At 62.6% G+C, this 17,466-nt stretch carries 18 protein-coding genes; 7 read left to right on the top strand and 11 right to left on the bottom strand.

Translation table 11 applies throughout. The features are described from left to right. Positions 1-20: 20 nt before the first annotated feature. The 7 genes from HFO99_RS06340 to HFO99_RS06310 are packed head-to-tail and all read right to left on the bottom strand — an operon-like array spanning position 21 to position 5,744. Complete coding sequence (locus tag HFO99_RS06340; RefSeq protein WP_222359998.1) at positions 21-959, bottom strand: Flp pilus assembly protein CpaB; 939 nt, start codon at positions 957-959, stop codon at positions 21-23. Further along, positions 956-1,870 carry a hypothetical protein gene (locus tag HFO99_RS06335; RefSeq protein WP_222359996.1) on the bottom strand — a complete coding sequence of 305 codons (915 nt, stop codon included), beginning with the start codon at positions 1,868-1,870 and terminating at the stop codon, positions 956-958. The genes HFO99_RS06340 and HFO99_RS06335 overlap by 4 nt, the downstream gene beginning before the upstream one ends. Before the next feature lies 1 nt (position 1,871). After that, positions 1,872-2,552: a TadE/TadG family type IV pilus assembly protein gene (locus HFO99_RS06330; protein ID WP_222359994.1), complete on the bottom strand. Its 681-nt coding sequence runs from the start codon at positions 2,550-2,552 to the stop codon at positions 1,872-1,874. Then, the gene (locus tag HFO99_RS06325; RefSeq protein ID WP_222359992.1) at positions 2,524-4,164 is read right to left on the bottom strand and encodes a TadE/TadG family type IV pilus assembly protein; all 1,641 of its coding nucleotides are present in this window, start codon (positions 4,162-4,164) and stop codon (positions 2,524-2,526) included. Before HFO99_RS06325 ends, HFO99_RS06330 begins: the two co-directional genes overlap by 29 nt. Beyond that, complete coding sequence (locus tag HFO99_RS06320) at positions 4,161-4,958, bottom strand: TadE/TadG family type IV pilus assembly protein (RefSeq protein ID WP_222250525.1); 798 nt, start codon at positions 4,956-4,958, stop codon at positions 4,161-4,163. Before HFO99_RS06320 ends, HFO99_RS06325 begins: the two co-directional genes overlap by 4 nt. A gap of 5 nt (positions 4,959-4,963) precedes the next feature. Continuing rightward, positions 4,964-5,527 (bottom strand): prepilin peptidase, encoded by a 564-nt coding sequence (locus HFO99_RS06315; protein WP_017968491.1) that lies wholly within the window; start codon positions 5,525-5,527, stop codon positions 4,964-4,966. A 13-nt stretch (positions 5,528-5,540) separates the two neighbouring features. After that, complete coding sequence (locus HFO99_RS06310) at positions 5,541-5,744, bottom strand: hypothetical protein (protein WP_003548168.1); 204 nt, start codon at positions 5,742-5,744, stop codon at positions 5,541-5,543. A gap of 508 nt (positions 5,745-6,252) precedes the next feature. Between HFO99_RS06310 and HFO99_RS33330 the strand changes: the two genes are divergently transcribed. Further along, the gene (locus HFO99_RS33330) at positions 6,253-6,384 is read left to right on the top strand and encodes a hypothetical protein (RefSeq protein WP_257785324.1); all 132 of its coding nucleotides are present in this window, start codon (positions 6,253-6,255) and stop codon (positions 6,382-6,384) included. After that, positions 6,384-7,526 carry a CpaF family protein gene (locus HFO99_RS06305; protein WP_222272113.1) on the top strand — a complete coding sequence of 381 codons (1,143 nt, stop codon included), beginning with the start codon at positions 6,384-6,386 and terminating at the stop codon, positions 7,524-7,526. The genes HFO99_RS33330 and HFO99_RS06305 overlap by 1 nt, the downstream gene beginning before the upstream one ends. Here the strand turns inward: HFO99_RS06305 and HFO99_RS06300 are convergent. Genes HFO99_RS06300 through HFO99_RS06285 form a run of 4 tightly spaced genes read right to left on the bottom strand, consistent with a single transcriptional unit; the run spans position 7,523 to position 12,580 of the window. Beyond that, entirely contained in the window at positions 7,523-8,089 is a 567-nt protein-coding gene (locus HFO99_RS06300) for a sarcosine oxidase subunit gamma family protein (protein ID WP_222359990.1), read from the bottom strand. The two genes, HFO99_RS06305 and HFO99_RS06300, sit on opposite strands and share 4 nt — an antisense overlap. Beyond that, positions 8,067-11,039, bottom strand: coding sequence for a sarcosine oxidase subunit alpha family protein (locus HFO99_RS06295; RefSeq protein WP_222359989.1), 2,973 nt, complete (start codon positions 11,037-11,039; stop codon positions 8,067-8,069). The genes HFO99_RS06300 and HFO99_RS06295 overlap by 23 nt, the downstream gene beginning before the upstream one ends. After that, on the bottom strand, positions 11,036-11,317 hold the full coding sequence (locus tag HFO99_RS06290; RefSeq protein WP_222333886.1) for a sarcosine oxidase subunit delta: 282 nt from the start codon (positions 11,315-11,317) through the stop codon (positions 11,036-11,038). Before HFO99_RS06290 ends, HFO99_RS06295 begins: the two co-directional genes overlap by 4 nt. 12 nt (positions 11,318-11,329) lie before the next feature. Continuing rightward, a complete protein-coding gene (locus HFO99_RS06285; protein ID WP_222359988.1) occupies positions 11,330-12,580 on the bottom strand; it encodes a sarcosine oxidase subunit beta family protein in 1,251 nt (416 codons plus the stop codon). Positions 12,581-12,667: 87 nt separating this feature from the next. On the opposite strand from HFO99_RS06285, the gene HFO99_RS06280 reads away from it, so the two are divergent. The 5 genes from HFO99_RS06280 to HFO99_RS06260 all read left to right on the top strand — a co-directional run bounded on the left by HFO99_RS06280 (position 12,668) and on the right by HFO99_RS06260 (position 17,455). After that, positions 12,668-13,627 (top strand): GlxA family transcriptional regulator, encoded by a 960-nt coding sequence (locus HFO99_RS06280; RefSeq protein ID WP_222359987.1) that lies wholly within the window; start codon positions 12,668-12,670, stop codon positions 13,625-13,627. A gap of 79 nt (positions 13,628-13,706) precedes the next feature. Further along, positions 13,707-14,390 (top strand): helix-turn-helix domain-containing protein, encoded by a 684-nt coding sequence (locus tag HFO99_RS06275; RefSeq protein ID WP_168305081.1) that lies wholly within the window; start codon positions 13,707-13,709, stop codon positions 14,388-14,390. Positions 14,391-14,478: 88 nt separating this feature from the next. Next, on the top strand, positions 14,479-15,387 hold the full coding sequence (locus HFO99_RS06270; protein WP_222250511.1) for a class II glutamine amidotransferase: 909 nt from the start codon (positions 14,479-14,481) through the stop codon (positions 15,385-15,387). A gap of 38 nt (positions 15,388-15,425) precedes the next feature. Further along, positions 15,426-16,112, top strand: a complete 687-nt coding sequence (locus tag HFO99_RS06265; RefSeq protein WP_222359986.1) for a GXGXG domain-containing protein — start codon at positions 15,426-15,428, stop codon at positions 16,110-16,112. 14 nt (positions 16,113-16,126) lie between these two features. Beyond that, positions 16,127-17,455, top strand: a complete 1,329-nt coding sequence (locus tag HFO99_RS06260; protein WP_003548137.1) for an FMN-binding glutamate synthase family protein — start codon at positions 16,127-16,129, stop codon at positions 17,453-17,455. Positions 17,456-17,466: the final 11 nt, after the last annotated feature.

Genomic DNA, 17,466 nt, shown 5'->3' with positions numbered 1-17,466 from the left:
GGCTCATTCCCCCGCGACGGTCACATGCGCGTCCAGTTGATGCTCGGCAGGTCTTCGACGGTATTGTCGGCCGGATTGCGCAGCACGAGATTGAGGCTGCCGTTCGACTGGCCCATGGCAAAAATCAGCATTTCGGCTTCCGACGGCGTCACTTCCACGGTCACATTGTTGTAGGTGCTGTTGGCCTTGGTGACTGCACCTTCCGCCGTCGTTGCCGCGCCGACGGCCAGCACTTTGACATTCTGCAGGAAGGTGCGGGTGACGACGCGGGTGCGCGAGCTGATGCCGAGTTTATAGTCCTGCGCCTGTTTGCGGTAAGCGTTGACATCGTTCTCGTCGGCGCCCGGATACTGGGTGAGATAGTTCTTCAGCATCTGCTCGACCGGCGACTGCGGCTGGGCTGGAGCCTGCGGCTGTCCGGCTGCGGCCGGCGCCTGACCCGGGACGGCAGGAGCCTGGCCACGGGCTCCCGGCTGGGCTGCTGCGGCTGGCGCCACGGGTTCGACCGGTTCGTCGACCGTGCCGAGGATATCGACATAGCTGCCCGGCTCGACGAAATGGCCGACAGCCGAGGCGGCGTTGACGGGAAGGGTCAGTGCCCGCTTGCCGGGTGCGATCATCGTCGTCAGGCGCCCGCCATCGGTATCGTCGAAATACTGGAAGAGCAGCACCGAGCCGGCCGGAATGTCGGCGGCGGCCGTCCTGTCCTTCAGCCATTCCTGATAGGCGCTGGCCGCGGGAACCGCGAGCTTTGCCAACGCCCCGAAGCTTTCCGGCAGCATCACCGGTTCGGCGAGCATGTCGGGCGTAATCGCCTGACCTCGCGTCACCTTCCTGTCGGGCTGGAGCCGCATGAAGGCATAGGCCACCTGCTCGTTCTTGACGCTCTCGGTCCAGAAGTAGAGCAGAACGCCGGTGATGAGCCCGACGATGACGGCCGCGATGAGCTTCCAGTTCATGGTGTTATTCCTTCGACGAAGGGTTGCCTGATTTGGATGACTTCGACGGTCCGGCCGTCGGTTTTACTACGGGTGTACAAGACATTGGCCTCGACGCTGCCGCGTCGGCCGTAAAGTGCCGTGATCCGGCCGTGCTGCGCTGGCGGCGTCTCGATGGTGAAGCCGTCGCGGGCAAGAAGATCGGCGCGCTGATCCGACCAGCGCGTGGCCGACAGCGTGCCTTTCGACACGACCGTGCGCGACGTGTGGCCCTTGTCGCGATCGCCGATATCGCTCAGCACCTCGACACCGGCCGGCGGACGCAGCGACATCGGCAGCTTGCTGACATCGGCGGGAGCCGCGAAGGCCGGCAGCGTCGCGGCTACATCCTCGAAGCGGCTCATCAGCACCTCGGTCATCGGCGCATCGGCGGGCCGGCGGATCATGATCGAGACGCCGGGGATCGGCGCCCTTGCCGAGGGATTGGCCGGATCCTGGCGTCTGAGATAGTCGAGGGCCGCCTCGCCGTCGCCGTCGAAGAACCGTACCACCACGGCAAGATCGTCGCGGATGCGGCTCATCTTCGGGACGATCAGCATGTTGGCGGCAATGACCGCAGTCAGCTCTTGCCTGTCGTTGCTTTTCGGCAGGGCAGGCCTTGTATTGACGGCCAATACCCGCAGCCATTCGTCGGTGATATCGGAAATGCTGCGATCGCTCTGATAGGGCGTGAATTCAAGCGGTTGGCCGTTGATGACGAGATCGCGTGGCGCCCGTTCCGGCGCGCCGACGATACCGGCCAGCATCGAATTCAGCGTCACTCTCAAGTCCTTGTAGATCTCGGCTCGAACAGGTGTGGCCATGGCGGCAGCAAGCCCGATGACGAGCGCCAAACCGGCGAGATGAACGGAGATGCGGGGCCCTTGTCTCATCTTATTTCGCTCCCGGAAAGACGCCGTCAAACAGATCGCCGGAATCGTCGGCCACGTCGCGAATTTCCCGGCGCAGCGTCGGATCGTAGCCGCTGCTCGTGGTGTCATTGTTGTGCGAGGCAAACAGTGTCGAATCATCAACCATGAACGCATCCTTCCAACGGAGGCTCCTGATCGTATCGAGATCGTCGGAATCCCTGAACTTGTAGACGCGGTCGGCTGTCGCGGTGACGAGCTGCGGCTTCTCATTGGCGAGGTCGCCGACTATGTCGCCGAAGTCGCGGCCGTCGCTCTTCAAGGTATTTTGAACATCGTCCCAGACAAAGGTGCGCTGCGGATCGCCGTCGCCTTCATGCGATGGTGTGCGCGAGCAGTTGATGGCGTCGCCCCCCGGCAGTGCCGGCAGAGCCGGGATCGGGAAGACATTCGAGAAATCCGACGTGCAGTTCAGCCCATTTGCCTCGGCGAAGGCGGCGTTGCGCATCGCAAGCATGGTTCCGACCTTCTTGGTGGAAATCTTGTTCGCGTGGATGACGAAAATCACGATCAGCAAGATGACCGGCGCGGCGAGCACGAATTCGATCGAGGCAAGACCGCGCCTGTCGCGGTGCAGCCGCATCAGCAGCCCGCGGCCCGGAGTGCCACCCATAGGCTCAGTGTGTGTTGACGGCAGCCCAGGCATTGGCTCCTCCTCGGTCGAAGACGCGGGTCAAGCCGGCAAAACTATCGGCCGCCGGGCTCTGCTTGATGGTATTGGAAACCTCGCCGATATCGTCGGCAAGCGTGGCGGGCGCAAGCGATGCCAGCCAGTCCTGGGTGTAGAGGTCGAAGGCCGTGTAATTGTGGACCCAGCTCTGCGCGAGCGCATAGGCGGACGGTGTCTTGTCCTTGAAGATGCGGATCTGCAGTCTGGCGCGCGGGGCGCGGGAGACGATCGCCAGCGTCTGGTAGTCGTCGAGCTGCTCGCCTCCAAAAGGCGTGAAGTTAAACGGTATGCGTCCTTTCAGCCAGTAAGGCTTCGGTAAGGAGATGACGGGCAGGGGAGCACCCGCCACGGAAATCGCGCCACCGGCTGGGCCGCAGACCTGGTTCCAGATCATGTCGAACTTGCGGGTGAAATCGTTCTCGTCTTTTGTCTGCTTGTCGGAATAGCGCGGCGGCACGTCGATCGGCAACTGGAAGGGGTTCACGACGCCGAACTCGATGCCGAAGAATTTCTCGGCGACATAGAAGCTGCCATCGAGCAGCAGTTCCTCCCACCAGCTGAGATCGCCAAATTGCTCGATGATCGCCTTGAACGGGACCTTGCTCAGATAGGCCGGGCCGAAGGCTTCATAAAAGATGTAGAAGTCCACTAAAGCATCGTCGATGCCGCTCTCGTGGTTGACCCAGTCGCGAATATGGCTGCCGTCGACGCCGCCTGCCGTCAGCGGACCCTTGCCGTTGGGGAACCCACGATTGGCAAACTCTCCGCGCATCAGAAACGGGTCCTGTCCTTCCGTGCCCTTGCTCATCGCCAGGCACATTTCAGCATAGGCCGCAGCGGGATTGATGCCGTCGCGATCGACCGGCAGGTTACCGCCCGCACCTTCTCCGGCCTGGTCGCAGGACTCACACGGCGGATGGAAGACGACGTGATCCGACTTGTTCAGGCGCACCAGATGCAAGGCTTCGTTGCCGACCCGCTGCGGAAAGCTCTCGACGAGGTAGTCGTTGAGATCATTCATCGCGTCGATGATGTCGCTAGACTTCACGATGAGGCCTAAGGGATCATAATCGACCTGTGCTTTTACCGTATATACAAGCGCCTTGGTGGCTCCTATCGCCCGGAACCCCTGGAACGCCAAGCAAGCACCGTAGATGATGCCGCCGACGACCGGGACCTTCTGCCAGCCCGGGCAATGGGGCATCGGCGGCATCGGCGGCAGGAGCGACGCCGGGCCCAAGCCTTCCGTGAAGGAATATTGGGCGAGTTTCGCCAGAATGACGGTCGAGCGCAGGGCCAGTTCCGCCGTCGTCAGCTGGAAAGCGACCGACGTGGCCATGACGACGGTTGCCTGCGACGATGCGACATTGTTCATCGCCATGATGTTGAGATAGCGCGCTTCCCAGTCGGCATGGACGAGAGCGGCGGCATCGGCGGTATCCTGCGTGCGCTGCTTGTCGTAGATCATCTGTCCCGTGTTCAGGATCCAGACGATCATCAGGGCAAGCGCGATCGTCATGTAGAGGATGATCGGTGACAGGAAGCCGCGTTCGTCGCGGTGCAGGCGTTTGATGAGGGCCGGTGTCATAGCAGGTTCACCTCCGCCGTCGAGATCGTGTAGTAGCGGCCGTCCTTCCTCTGACCGCGGGCAAAAACCCAGCCGGCATATTCGAGCAGCAGGAAGCGCGCTTCCACCTTGGCAGTGACCGGCACATGCGGCGAGCGGTTGATGGCGGCATAGAGCGCCATCGGCGCGCGGTCGACGGTCACGGTGACGTTCTGCGGATCGAACATGTAGCGGGCCTGGTTGCGCATCGCCCGCCAGTTCTTCGAAAGACCCGAGGCATCGGCAAGGCTTTTGAGCGCCTCTTCCGGTGGCTGGCAGGCGCCGACGCATTTCAGCTGGTCGTAGGGTGCGGCCGGGATCAGCGCCAGGCGGGCGGCAAGATCGGCCTTGCCGGCGGCAGCATCGTCGTCGCAGGTCCTGGCGTCGATCAAGCTCCGGATGGTGATCGGCAGGGCCGGGCAGAAATAGACGCGAGCGCTGCGCGCCGCCGCATAGGCGGCATAGTGGGTGAAGAGGTGGTTCTTGGCCAGGATGGTGAACTGGAAGACCACGAACATGAAGAAGACGAAGACCGGTGTCACGAGAACGAAATCCATCATCGTCGTGCTGCCGGAGGTATCGCCGTGAAGCTCCGATATCCGGCGCCGGCGGGCGGACAGCCGCGGCAGCAGCAGCATCGAGGCAAGCAGCATCATGGCGATCGCAAAGGTACCGAGGAGCGCGCCGTGATCCTGAGGGACCCAGAAGGTCCGCGAGTGCAGGATCGAACTCCAGAAGGCACCGTCGAAGATGGGGCGTTCGAGTTCCGCGCGCATTGCCGTTACCTCACGAGTGAAAGAGGGGTGAAATCGGGCATGAAAAGGCACCAGAGAAGTCCGAGTGCAGCGGCAACGCCGAAGCGCACGGTATGATGTGTTTCGCGCGGCTTCAGCACGGAAGCGGCATCGCGGAAACCAGCAGGCAGGAGAAGCGCAAACAGTCCGACCGTTCGGGCCAGCACGCTCCACTGAACACGCCTCGCCATGGAGAAAACGGCGATCACGCCGCCGACCATGAGCGATGCAAGGGTGACGTCGATGGCGGGCCAGAGGCCGAGAATGGCGCCGAGCGCCGCCATCAGCTTAACGTCGCCGCCGCCGCAGCTTCCGGCTGCGAAGGCGATGAAAAAGATCAGGCCGGCTGCAAGGAGGCCTGCGAAGGCAAGCCCTATTCCTGCGAGACCGCCGCTGACTGCCGCCAACATGAACCCGCCAAGCAGGCAGGGATAGGTGACGGCGTTCGGGATATGACCGTGGCGATGGTCGAGCACCGCCGCGGTCATGGTGCAGGCGACGGCAAGAGCCGCCGCTGCAGGCATCAGGGTCAGATCATAGGTCGTATCCATGATCCCGACCCGCTTATTGACCCGGCTCAGGAATTCTCTCAGCATCCGAGAGCGCCGTGTTCTTTTCGTTGAACCATTCGCCGATCTGTTTGCCGAATGCGAGCAGGATCAGCATCAGCGGAATGACGATCAGGGCGACGGCCAGGACGATCTGGGCCATGTCGCCACGCTCGTCCTTGTGAAGTGCAATTGCGAGAGTCTTGAGTTTACCAAACATGTGATTACTCCTCATTCCCAGGTTTGTTTCGGTTCGAAGCCCTGGTGAAGATGAACCAAGCATACGCCATCGATCCGAACGAGCATGTTGCTCGATCCAATGATATTTTCTGCTTCAGCTTATCTTCCCCGGCTGCCAACGTTTGTTGAACAACACCATTAAGACCCAAGAGTGCGCCCAAGGCCAGCCCTCCGTCAAGCAAACGAAACGAAGGGTTCCAATTGTCTTGGAGGCATCGCCGGCACAATCGCAGTTGACGTCATATTTTTTCAACTAACCACTTGAATGGGCTGAGATTTTAGCTGCATGGCCGAAGTTTTTGTCAATCTTGTAGAGCCTCGTCTACTGCTCCATAATTGGTCAATTCTTTCAACGCGATAGAAGAAACGGCGTGCGGCGATCATAATGACTGCCTCCGCGGGGCCCGGCCATGGCGTTGTTTGGCGATCTGGATTAAGCTTTCCCAAAATGGTGGGTACCGCCCGCCAGTCGATCCGGAGAGAAAACGATGGAAACGATGAGCAGCATCTTAATACTTGCATTGGTCCTCATTCCATTGATGATGTTCTTTCCGTCCGCGGTTCAGATGATGGCGACACTATTCGGCATGAGCACGGTCCTGGTCGGGATGCCGCTCTGATGAAGGCGGTTTCAGACGACGCCGCCGAACAGGCGACCTTTCAGGTCCTGACCCGGGCGCTGGACAAGCTGCTCGGGCCGATCCGTTTTCTCCTCGATGATCCGAGCGTGTCCGAAATCCTGATCAATGGCACATCCGACATCTTCGTCGAAAGGCGAGGCAAGCTCGAACGGGCCGATACGCGCTTCGCCAGCCGCGAGGATCTGGAATCGGCCGCGCGCAGCATCGCGCAGTTCTCCGGCAAGCGGCTGACGCCGGAGGAGCCAAGCATCGAGGCGCGTCTGCCGGATGGTTCGCGCGTGCAGATGATCCAGCCGCCCGCCTCCCGCACCGGGCTCTGCATCTCCATTCGCCGCTTTTTGAAAGAACATCGCAGCATTCGCGATCTCGTCACCCAGGGTAGCCTGACCGACCAGTCGCTGACGCTGCTGCAGGCGGCCGTCGGGCTGCAGAAAAACGTGATCATCTCCGGCGGCACCGGCACCGGCAAGACGACGATGCTGAACGCGCTGTCGGAAGCCTTTGCCGACCACGAGCGCATCATCGTCATCGAGGACACGTCGGAACTGCAGATCCGCAAGGAACACGTCGTCTATCTCGAAGTGACCAAGCCCGACCGTTTCGGCCGCGGCGGCGCCAGCATCCGTGACCTGTTCCGCTCGTCGCTGCGCATGCGGCCGGACCGGGTCATCGTCGGCGAGTGCCGCGGCGGCGAGGCGCTCGATATGATCCAGGCGATGACATCAGGCCACAGCGGCAGCCTTTCGACGGTACATGCGAACACGCCCTATGACTCCCTGCACCGGCTGGAAACGCTGGCGCTGATGTCTGATATCGACATGCCGCTTCGGCCGCTGCGCGCCCAGATCGCCTCGGCGGTCGACGTCGTCGTGCAGATCGCCCGCTTCAAGCGCACCGGAAGGCGCCGGGTGATCGAGATCTCCGAGATCAAGGGCCTGAACAATGACGGCCAGTATATCGTCGAAAGCATCTACAAGCTCGAGGGCGACGGCCATTCCAATCCCGATGGCGCACTGCTGTGGACCGGCGTCGTGCCGAGCTTTGCCGCCGATGCGGTGGAAGAGTTGCAAGGTGCGGAGCGCCCCGAATGGGTCGGTGCCACCGCGCTGCATATAGCTTAAAACGATCGAAACCCGCCTCTAACGCTATCCTTTTCCGCGCTCGCCGCCATATGCGCGAGATCGCCCCAGAGGCTTTCGGCAAAACTGCGCAGGACCGTGAGTTCGAAGCTGTCATCGCCGGTGCGGATGATCTGTACCGAGAGATGACCGACCATCGTCATGGCCGAATGGCCTTCCGGAAAGACGGAAGGATCGAGATCGACGGCGGTCCCCCTTGAGAGAAGCGCCCGCGAAGAACGGCCGGAAACGCCGATACGCACGCGCCCGTGGCTCTGATCCATGACGAAGGCCTTTCCCGCAAGCGCTGCCGCGAGAGCATCGAGGCTGGCCTGGACAAGCGGCTCATCGCCGGCAACGAACCATTGCCGGAAGCCCGCCTTGCGGATCGAACTTTTCGCAAAGCCTGCTTTCACCAATTCCGCGGCGAGCGCTGATGGTTCGATTGAGCCGAGCACATGCAGGATATGACCCTCCGGCAAGGCTTCCAACCGGAGGCCGGCCCCTGAGATGCCATTATATGCCATGCCGGCCAGAACCGGTTTATGTTGCGGAAGATAACGCATGGAGCTTCTCGTTTTCGGGGTCGATGAAGACGGGATGGCAGAGCACCGCATCGGTGAATTCGTTGCGCAGGCCGTTCCAGACCGTCACCTTTTCACCGATGCGCTCCGGCCCACGCCGGACAAGGGCCAGGCCGATCATATGGCCGAGCGTCGGCGAGAAGGCGCTTGATGTCACGTAGCCTTGGTCGTTTTCGAGCGTCGCCGCAGCACCCTCGGCAAGGATATGCGAGCCGGTGCGGAAACCGCTTGCCGGATTAAGCGGCTTGACGCCGACGAGGCGCGGTCGCTCGGGATCCTGCAGCCCTTCGCGCGCCAGCATTGCCCTCCCGATGAAATCCGGCTTGGTTGATGAAACCATGCGGCCGAAACCGAGGTCACCAGGCGTCACCGTGCCGTTGATTTCGGCATGGGTGACATGACCCTTCTCGATGCGCATGACGCCAAGCGCTTCGGCGCCGTAGGCGCAGATGCCATATCTCTCGCCCGCCGCCATGACCGCATCGGCAACGCCTTCGCCGTAGCCAGCCGGCACCGCCAGCTCGTAGGCAAGTTCGCCTGAGAAGGAGATCCGAAAGAGCCGGCCTTCGAGGCGGCCGCCGAAGAGGGAGACCTTGCGGGCGCTCATGAAGGGGAAGGCCGCATCCGACAAATCCTCGTCGACGATCTCCTCAAGAATGGTGCGCGACTTCGGCCCGGCGACGGCCATCTGCGCCCATTGATCGGTCGAGGAGGCGAAGCAGACGTCGAGTTCCGGCCACAGCGTCTGGGCGCAGAATTCCAGATGGGTCAGCACGCCGGCGGCGAGCGCCGTCGTCGTCGTCATGAAGAAATGGTCGTCACCGAACCGGCTGGTGGTGCCGTCATCATAGATGAAGCCGTCCTCACGCAGCATGATGCCGTAACGCGCCTTGCCGACGGCGAGCTTGGCGAAGCCGTTACAATAGATGCGATCGAGGAAGGTCGCGGCATCCTTGCCAAAGATTTCGATCTTGCCGAGGGTCGAGACGTCGCAGAGGCCGGCATTCTTCCGGATGTTCAGCACCTCGCGGTCGACGCTTTCGCGCCATGTCGCCTCTCCGGCGCGCGGAAACCAGGAGGAACGATACCAGATGCCGGTTTCGACGAAGATCGCGCCGTTCTTCTCGGCCCAGCCATGCAGCGGCGATTTGCGCGCCGGCTGGAAATGTTTGCCGCGCGATGTCCCGGTCAAAGCACCGAAGGAAACCGGCGTATAGAAGGGCCGGAAGGTCGTCGTTCCAACTTCAGCGGGTGACAAGCCACGCGCCTCGGCAAGGATGCCGATGGCGTTGATGTTGGAAAGTTTGCCCTGGTCGGTCGCCATGCCTGATGTGGTGTAACGCTTGGCGAGTTCGACATGGCCGTAGCCTTCGCGGACGGCGAGACCCAAATCCTTGAGATGCACGTCGTTCTGGTAGTCGACGAAAGCCTTACCCTTCGAGCCCTTGATCGACCAGAGCGGCTTTGCCTGTGCAGCCGTCTCGGACGCCGCGGCAAAGGCCGGCTCCGCCGCTGCGAAACCGATCGCCTTCAATGCGGCAGCTGCCTTTGCGGCGCCATCCCCAAGGCAGGTCGCCGTCTTCGCAAGGCCGGCGGCCGAGCCGGCAACGGCAAGACCTTCCTGCTGGGCGGGCGCCAGAAACGCCGAGGCCTCGTGCGACCATTGCGGCTTCGCGCCGCGATGACAGGCAAGATGAATGATCGGGCTCCAGCCGCCCGACATGGCAAGCGCATCCGCTTCGATCCGGCGGGTGGCGTCTGCGGTCTTGACGTTGACGCCGCGCAGGCTCTTGCCGCCAAACGCATCGATGACCCTGGCGCCCTCCAGCACTGCGGCGCGGCCCTGCCAACTCCCACCTCCATCCCCGCGGCTGTCGACGATCGCTGTTACCGCGAGGCCCGCGGCTTCAAGATCGGCAGCGGTGCGATATCCGGCGTCGCTGGTGGTGAAGATGACAGTACTTCTGCCCGGTGCGACCGCCTGCCGATTGAGATAACTGCGCATCGCGCCTGCCATCATCACACCGGGAATGTCGTTGCCGCCGAAGACGAGCGGCCGCTCTTCGGCGCCGGTTGCAAGGATCGCCTGGCGGGCGACGATGCGCCACAATCGTTCGACGGGACGTTCGGGGTCGGGCATCGCCACATGCTTCTGCACCCGTTCGACCGCACCGAAGACATTGTCGTCGTACCAGCCGAACACCGTCATGCGCGGCAGGCGGCGCACGTTCTCCAGGCTCGCCAGTTCGGCAAGCAGCTCACCGAGAAGCGCGTCCGCCGGCTTGCCGTCAATGGTGCCGCTGTCGGAAAGCAGGCTGCCGCCGAGTTCGGATCCCTCGTCGGCGAGGATGACGCGCGCACCGGCACGGCCGGCGGTCAGCGCTGCGGCAAGACCGGCGGGGCCGGCGCCGATCACCAGCAGATCGCAATGCGCCCAGCATTTTTCGTAGGAATCGGGATCGGCCTCATAGGATGCTCTGCCGAGCCCTGCCGCCTTGCGGATCACCGGCTCGTAGAGCTTTTCCCAGAGGGCCGCCGGCCACATGAAGGTTTTGTAGTAGAAACCGGCGCTGAGGAAGGGCGACAGCAGTCCGTTGACCGCGCCGACATCGAAGCCGAGCGAGGGCCAGCGGTTCTGACTCTTTGCCGTCAGCCCCTGGTAAAGCTCGATCATCGTCGCGCGCGTATTCGGTTCGGTGCGCCCGCCGCTGCCTGTCGTCACCAGCGCGTTCGGTTCGGCAGCTCCCGCCGTCAGGATGCCGCGCGGGCGGTGATATTTGAAGCTGCGGCCGACGAGCTGGACGCCGTTGGCAAGCAGCGCCGAGGCAAGCGTATCGCCCGTATGACCTTCGAGCGCCCTGCCGTCGAAGGTGAAGCCGAGCGTCGTGGCGCGGTCGATGCGGCCGCCGGAGGAAAGACGGAAGCTCGTCATGCCGGTTCTCCACCGAGCTTGGAGAGGGCGGCATCCCTGACGCCGTGGACCGCATGGGTGACGGTATCGCGTTCGACGATCAGCCAGCGCCGGCATCCCGAGGAGTGGTGCCAGTATTCGCTGTGCCGGCCCCTCGGATTGTCGCGCAGATAGACATAATCGAACCAAGCCGCCGCACCGGCATCCGGCGCGGGCCTTATCAGGCCCGCGTCGCCGCGGATCGAAAACTCCTCCTTCGGTCGGGAGCCGCAGTGAGGGCAGGAAATCAGGCTTGCCATCGTCGAAAATCCTCAGTGCAGATTGGGCTGGGCGCCGACGCCCTTTTCGTCGATCGGATAGCCGCGCGCGAAACGATCGAGCCGGAAGGCGCGGGCGGTCTGATGCGGCGTATTGCGGGCGATCAGATGGGCGTAGCAGAAGCCGGAGGCGGGTGTGGCCTTGAAGCCGCCGTAACACCAGCCGGTGTTGAGATAGAGATTGTCGATATGGGTGCGGTCGATGATCGGCGAGCCGTCCATGCTCATATCCATAACGCCGCCCCAGGAGCGCAGATAACGCACGCGCGACAGCGACGGAATCAGCGCCAGCCCGGCTTCGGCGACATGCTCGACCGAAGCGAGATTGCCGCGCTGGGCATAGGAATTGTAGCCGTCGATGTCGCCGCCGAAGACAAGGCCGCCCTTATCCGACTGGGACGCGTAGAAATGCCCGGCGCCGAAGGTGACGACCGTCTCGATGAACGGTTTGAGCCCTTCGGAGACGAAGGCCTGCAGCACATGGCTTTCGATCGGCAGGCGAAGGCCGGCCATATCGGCGACGACGGTGGAATTGCCGGCGGCCGCCAGCGCCAGCTTGCCGCAGCCGATGAAACCCTTGCTGGTCTCGACGCCGGTCACCTCACCGTTTTCGCGGCGGATGCCGGTCACCTCGCACTGGGTGATGATGTCGACGCCGCGTTGATCGGCGCCGCGCGCATAACCCCAGGCGACGGCATCATGGCGCACCGTGCCGCCGCGCGGCTGGAACAGGCCGCCCATAATAGGGAAACGGGCATTGTCGAAGTCGAGGAAGGGCAATTTCTTGCGCACCGCCTGCCGATCGAGAAGCTCGGCGTCGACGCCGTGCAGCCGCATGGCGTTGCCGCGGCGCGTATAGGCGTCGCGCTGCGCGTCGGAATGGAAGAGGTTGAGCACGCCGCGCTGCGAGACCATGGCGTTGAAGTTGAAGTCCTGCTCCAGCCCTTCCCAGAGCTTCATCGACAGCTCGTAGAAGGGATTATTACCAGGCAGCAGGTAGTTCGAGCGGATGATCGTCGTGTTCCTGCCGATATTGCCGGAGCCGAGATAGCCCTTTTCGAGGACGGCGACATTGGTGACGCCGAATTCCTTGGCAAGATAATAGGCGGTGGCAAGGCCATGGCCGCCGCCGCCGACGATGATGACGTCGTAATGCGGCTTCGGCGCCGGATCGCGCCAGGCCGGCGCCCAGCCTTTGTTGCCGCGAAGGCCGTTCAGGAAAATCGAAAGAGCGGAATAGCGCATGGGTCACCCCGGAAAGAACAGGTGCATGATGCCAGAAAGGGGAGGACGGACTTGCACAGAAGGGACATCAATCGCTAAGAATGAGACATGTCCTCGCTTGATAGCAGAAATGTGCAGACGATCGGCTTCATCCTCATCCCGGGATTTGCGCTGATGTCCTATGCCTCGGCGACCGAACCGTTCAGGGCGGCAAATCTTCTGGCCGGACGCGAGATCTATCGGCTGCAGATCTTCTCGCCGGATGGCGCACCGGCGCTCTCCTCGTCGGGCGTCAGCGTCCCCGCCGAACCTCTGCCCGCCAGGGGCTCGGGGCTCGGAACGGCCTTCGTCTGCGCCGGCGGCTTGCCCCGCGACTGGCGGTATCCCGGCGTGCTGTCCTGCTTGCGGCAGCTGTCGCGCGAAGGTGTGAGGATCGGCGGCATCTCGGGCGGTCCCTATCTGATGGCCGCCGCCGGACTGCTCGGCGGCCGCGACTTCACCATCCACTGGGAGCATGCCTCAGCCCTTCTCGAAGCCTTCCCGGATCTCACGCCGCGCCAGGCACGCTTCATGATCGACAGCAACCGGATTACCTGCGGCGGCGGCATCGCCCCGCTCGACATGATGCATGTGCTGATCGCCGAGCGCATGGGGCCGGATTTCGCCCGCCGCGTCAGCGACTGGTATCTTCATACCGAGGTCAACGAGCCGGCTGCGCCCCAGCGCGCCTCGCTGGCGCAGCGTTATGGCGTCCATCATCCCGGCCTTCTTAGCGTTCTCGAACGGATGGAGGAGACGATCGAGATGCCGCTCGAGCGCGCCGCCATGGCGCGCATCGCCGGCGTCACCACCCGCCATCTCGACCGGCTCTTTTCGGCTCACCTCGGCAGTACCTTCCTCGAGCAGTACCGCAGGATCAGGCTGCAGCATGCCCATCGGCTGCTGAAGCAGAGCCCGCTTTCCGTCTCGGAAATCGCGGTGGCCACCGGCTTTTCCAGCCTGAGCCATTTTTCCCGCATGTTTCGTGCCGTCTACGGCATCGCCCCGCGCGAGGCGCGACGGGAATAAGTTTTCTTCACGGTTGAGGAATTTTCACTATGACGATAGGGTTGCCTTGGACAAAAGAGAAGGCGGCGGGGGAAAATCCATGAAATCCAAGCGTGCAGCGGCAGAGCAACCGGAACAGGCGCATGGCGGACGCGCTCCCTTTTCCCAGGACCCGCACGCCGTCCGCGAGCCGAAGGAAAACAACCTCGAAATGGCGATCGGCCATGAGGTGCGCGCCTACCGCAAGAAACTCGGCATTACGGTGACCGATCTGGCGGCGGCGACCGGCATTTCGCTCGGCATGCTGTCGAAGATCGAGAACGGCAACATATCGCCGTCGCTCACGACGCTGCAATCGCTCTCGCGGGCGCTTGGCGTGCCGCTGACCGCCTTCTTCCGCCGTTTCGAGGAACCGCGCAACGCCGTCTTCGTCAAGGCAGGCCAGGGCATCGAGCTCGAACGGCGCGGCACCCGCGCCGGTCACCAATATAATGTGCTCGGTCACATCGACAACAATACCAGCGGCGTCATCGTCGAGCCCTACCTCATCACCCTGACGACCGACTCCGACATCTTCCCGACCTTCCAGCACGAGGGGATGGAGTTTCTCTATATGCTCGAGGGCGAAGTCGTTTACCGCCACGGCGACCAGCTTTTCCAGATGCAGCCGGGCGACAGCCTGTTCTTCGACGCCGATGCGCCGCATGGGCCGGAGCAGCTGGTGAAACTGCCGAGCAAATACCTGTCGATCATCAGCTATCCACAGCAGAGCTCGAAAAGCTGACTTGCTTTAAAAGAAAAAATCTTTCTTCCGAGTTGAAAACCGAAAGCAGACCTGCTAGTCCTTTCTCAACACGAACGGAGGTCTGGTCATGTGCGGAATTGTGGGTCTCTTCCTCAAGGATAAAAGTCTCGAACCGGAGCTCGGGGCACTGCTGTCCTCGATGCTGGTGACGATGACGGATCGGGGGCCGGACAGCGCCGGCATCGCGATCTATGGCGACGCCAGCAGCAGCAATGCCAAGATCACCATCCAGTCGGCCAATCCGAAGAAGGATTTCGCCGGCCTCGAGGCCGAGCTCGGCCAGGCGGTTGGCGCATCGGTCGCCATCCAGGTGAAGAGCACGCATGCCGTCATCACGCTTGCGAAGGATCTACTCGACGCTGGCAAGGCAGCCGTTTCGGAATTGCGTCCGAACATCCGCATCATGAGCAGCGGCGACGCCATCGAGATCTACAAGGAAACCGGCCTGCCGAAGGATGTCGTCTCGCGCTTCGCGGTCAATTCAATGGCCGGCACCCACGGCATCGGCCATACCCGCATGGCGACGGAATCAGCCGTCACGACGCTCGGCGCCCATCCTTTCTCCACCGGCTCCGACCAATGCCTGGTGCATAATGGCTCGCTGTCCAACCACAACAATCTCCGCCGCGAGCTGAAGCGCGAAGGCATGACCTTCGAAACCGAAAACGACACCGAGGTCGCCGCCGCCTATCTGACGGCTGAGATGGCCAAGGGCAAGAATCTCGGCCAGGCGCTGGAAGGCGCGGTGGATGACCTCGACGGCTTCTTCACCTTCGTCGTCGGCACGAAGTCCGGCTTCGGCGTCGTGCGCGATGCGATCGCCTGCAAGCCCGCCGTCATGGCCGAAACGGAGCAGTATGTCGCCTTCGGTTCGGAATACCGGGCGCTCGTCAATCTGCCCGGCATCGAGAATGCCCGGGTCTGGGAGCCGGAGCCTGCAACCGTCTATTTCTGGGATCACCAGAAGGTCGCTTGACCGGCGCCTCATGCGTATTCTCCAAGGGTTATCAAAACATGCCTGTCATTGATCTTGCCACTACGCCGTTACGTGAACTCAACAGCGCCCTGCACAACATCCAGAACGGTTCGAACGATCTTTCCTTCGAAGTCGTCAATCCGCGCGGCAGCCATTCGGTTGCCGTCGGCATCGATGCGCCGGTCACGGTCGATGTAAAGGGGTCGGTCGGCTATTACTGCGCCGGCATGAACGACGGCGGGACCGTCACCGTTCACGGTTCGGCAGGTCCGGGCGTTGCGGAAAACATGATGTCTGGAACCGTCGTCATCGAGGGCGATGCCAGCCAGTATGCCGGCGCAACCGGCCGCGGCGGCCTCCTTGTCATCAAGGGCAATGCGGCATCGCGCTGCGGCATCTCGATGAAGGGCATCGACATCGTCGTTCATGGCAATATCGGCCACATGTCCGCCTTCATGGGTCAGTCCGGCCACCTCGTGGTGCTCGGCGATGCCGGCGATGCGCTTGGGGATTCGCTCTATGAAGCGAAGCTCTTCGTGCGCGGTTCGGTCAAGAGCCTGGGTGCCGATTGCATCGAAAAGGAGCTGCGTCCCGAGCACCTGACGAAGCTGGCCGAACTTCTTGAAAAGGCGGGCGTGCCCGAAGTGAGGCCCGAGGAATTCAAGCGTTACGGCTCCGCCCGCAAGCTCTACAATTTCAATATCGACAACGCTGACGCATATTAAGGCGAGGGACCATCATGAGCTATCACAACCCCTATACCCCGCCGCGCAAGTCCGCGACCTTCGACGATTACACGCTGGCGGAAATCCGCCGAGCTGCGGCGACCGGCATTTACGACATCCGCGGCGCCGGCACCAAACGGAAGGTTCCGCATTTCGACGACCTGCTGTTTCTCGGCGCATCGATCTCGCGCTATCCGCTCGAAGGATACCGCGAGAAGTGCGATACCTCGGTTGTCCTCGGCGCGCGCTTCGCCAAAAAGCCCATTCACCTGAAGACGCCGATCACCATTGCCGGCATGAGCTTCGGCGCGCTCTCCGGCAATGCCAAGGAAGCGCTCGGACGCGGCGCGACGATTGCCGGAACATCCACCACAACAGGCGACGGCGGGATGACCGATGAAGAGCGCGGCCATTCGCAGACGCTGGTCTACCAATATCTGCCGTCGCGATACGGCATGAACCCCAAGGATCTGCGTCGCGCCGATGCGATCGAAGTGGTTGTCGGTCAAGGCGCAAAGCCCGGCGGCGGCGGCATGCTGCTCGGCCAGAAGATCTCCGATCGCGTCGCCAACATGCGCAACCTGCCTAAGGGCATCGACCAGCGCTCGGCCTGCCGCCATCCGGATTGGACTGGCCCGGACGACCTCGAAATCAAGATCCTGGAACTGCGCGAGATCACCGACTGGGAAAAGCCGATCTATGTGAAGGTCGGCGGCGCGCGGCCTTATTACGATACAGCGCTTGCTGTGAAGGCCGGGGCCGACGTGGTGGTGCTCGATGGCATGCAGGGCGGAACCGCAGCCACGCAGGATGTCTTCATCGAGAATGTCGGCATGCCGACGCTCGCCTGCATCCGCCCCGCGGTCCAGGCGCTGCAGGATCTCGGCATGCATCGCAAGGTGCAACTGATCATCTCGGGCGGCATCCGTTCGGGCGCCGACGTGGCCAAGGCGCTGGCGCTGGGCGCCGATGCGGTTGCCATCGGCACGGCAGCACTCGTTGCGATCGGCGACAACGATCCGCATTGGGAAGAAGAATACCAGAAGCTCGGCACGACGGCCGGCGCCTATGACGACTGGCACGAAGGCAAGGACCCGGCGGGCATCACCACGCAGGATCCGGAACTGATGAAGCGGCTTGATCCGATCGCCGCAGGCCGCCGTCTCGCCAACTATCTGAAGGTCATGACGCTGGAAGCCCAGACCATCGCGCGCGCCTGCGGCAAGAACCACCTGCACAACCTGGAACCGGAAGATCTTTGCGCCCTGACAATGGAGGCCGCCGCCATGGCCCAGATCCCGCTCGCCGGCACAAACTGGTATCCCGGCAAGGGAGGCTACTGATTTCTACCGGC

The organism is Rhizobium leguminosarum (assembly GCF_019798305.1).
GTDB lineage: Bacteria > Pseudomonadota > Alphaproteobacteria > Rhizobiales > Rhizobiaceae > Rhizobium > Rhizobium leguminosarum_U.
The sequence above is the reverse complement of the archived record's forward strand: the minus strand, read 5'-3'. Positions and strand labels throughout refer to the sequence as shown.

Coding starts and splice junctions, on each gene's coding strand:
- HFO99_RS06340 (WP_222359998.1), bottom strand. CDS start 959: ATGAACTGGAAGCTCATCGCGGCCGTCATCGTCGGGCTCATCACCGGC.
- HFO99_RS33330 (WP_257785324.1), top strand. CDS start 6,253: ATGGAAACGATGAGCAGCATCTTAATACTTGCATTGGTCCTCATTCCA.
- HFO99_RS06310 (WP_003548168.1), bottom strand. CDS start 5,744: ATGTTTGGTAAACTCAAGACTCTCGCAATTGCACTTCACAAGGACGAG.
- HFO99_RS06320 (WP_222250525.1), bottom strand. CDS start 4,958: ATGCGCGCGGAACTCGAACGCCCCATCTTCGACGGTGCCTTCTGGAGT.
- HFO99_RS06275 (WP_168305081.1), top strand. CDS start 13,707: ATGAAATCCAAGCGTGCAGCGGCAGAGCAACCGGAACAGGCGCATGGC.
- HFO99_RS06270 (WP_222250511.1), top strand. CDS start 14,479: ATGTGCGGAATTGTGGGTCTCTTCCTCAAGGATAAAAGTCTCGAACCG.
- HFO99_RS06315 (WP_017968491.1), bottom strand. CDS start 5,527: ATGGATACGACCTATGATCTGACCCTGATGCCTGCAGCGGCGGCTCTT.
- HFO99_RS06295 (WP_222359989.1), bottom strand. CDS start 11,039: ATGACGAGCTTCCGTCTTTCCTCCGGCGGCCGCATCGACCGCGCCACG.
- HFO99_RS06335 (WP_222359996.1), bottom strand. CDS start 1,870: ATGAGACAAGGGCCCCGCATCTCCGTTCATCTCGCCGGTTTGGCGCTC.
- HFO99_RS06300 (WP_222359990.1), bottom strand. CDS start 8,089: ATGCGTTATCTTCCGCAACATAAACCGGTTCTGGCCGGCATGGCATAT.
- HFO99_RS06290 (WP_222333886.1), bottom strand. CDS start 11,317: ATGGCAAGCCTGATTTCCTGCCCTCACTGCGGCTCCCGACCGAAGGAG.
- HFO99_RS06325 (WP_222359992.1), bottom strand. CDS start 4,164: ATGACACCGGCCCTCATCAAACGCCTGCACCGCGACGAACGCGGCTTC.
- HFO99_RS06285 (WP_222359988.1), bottom strand. CDS start 12,580: ATGCGCTATTCCGCTCTTTCGATTTTCCTGAACGGCCTTCGCGGCAAC.
- HFO99_RS06330 (WP_222359994.1), bottom strand. CDS start 2,552: ATGCCTGGGCTGCCGTCAACACACACTGAGCCTATGGGTGGCACTCCG.
- HFO99_RS06265 (WP_222359986.1), top strand. CDS start 15,426: ATGCCTGTCATTGATCTTGCCACTACGCCGTTACGTGAACTCAACAGC.
- HFO99_RS06280 (WP_222359987.1), top strand. CDS start 12,668: ATGTCCTCGCTTGATAGCAGAAATGTGCAGACGATCGGCTTCATCCTC.
- HFO99_RS06260 (WP_003548137.1), top strand. CDS start 16,127: ATGAGCTATCACAACCCCTATACCCCGCCGCGCAAGTCCGCGACCTTC.
- HFO99_RS06305 (WP_222272113.1), top strand. CDS start 6,384: ATGAAGGCGGTTTCAGACGACGCCGCCGAACAGGCGACCTTTCAGGTC.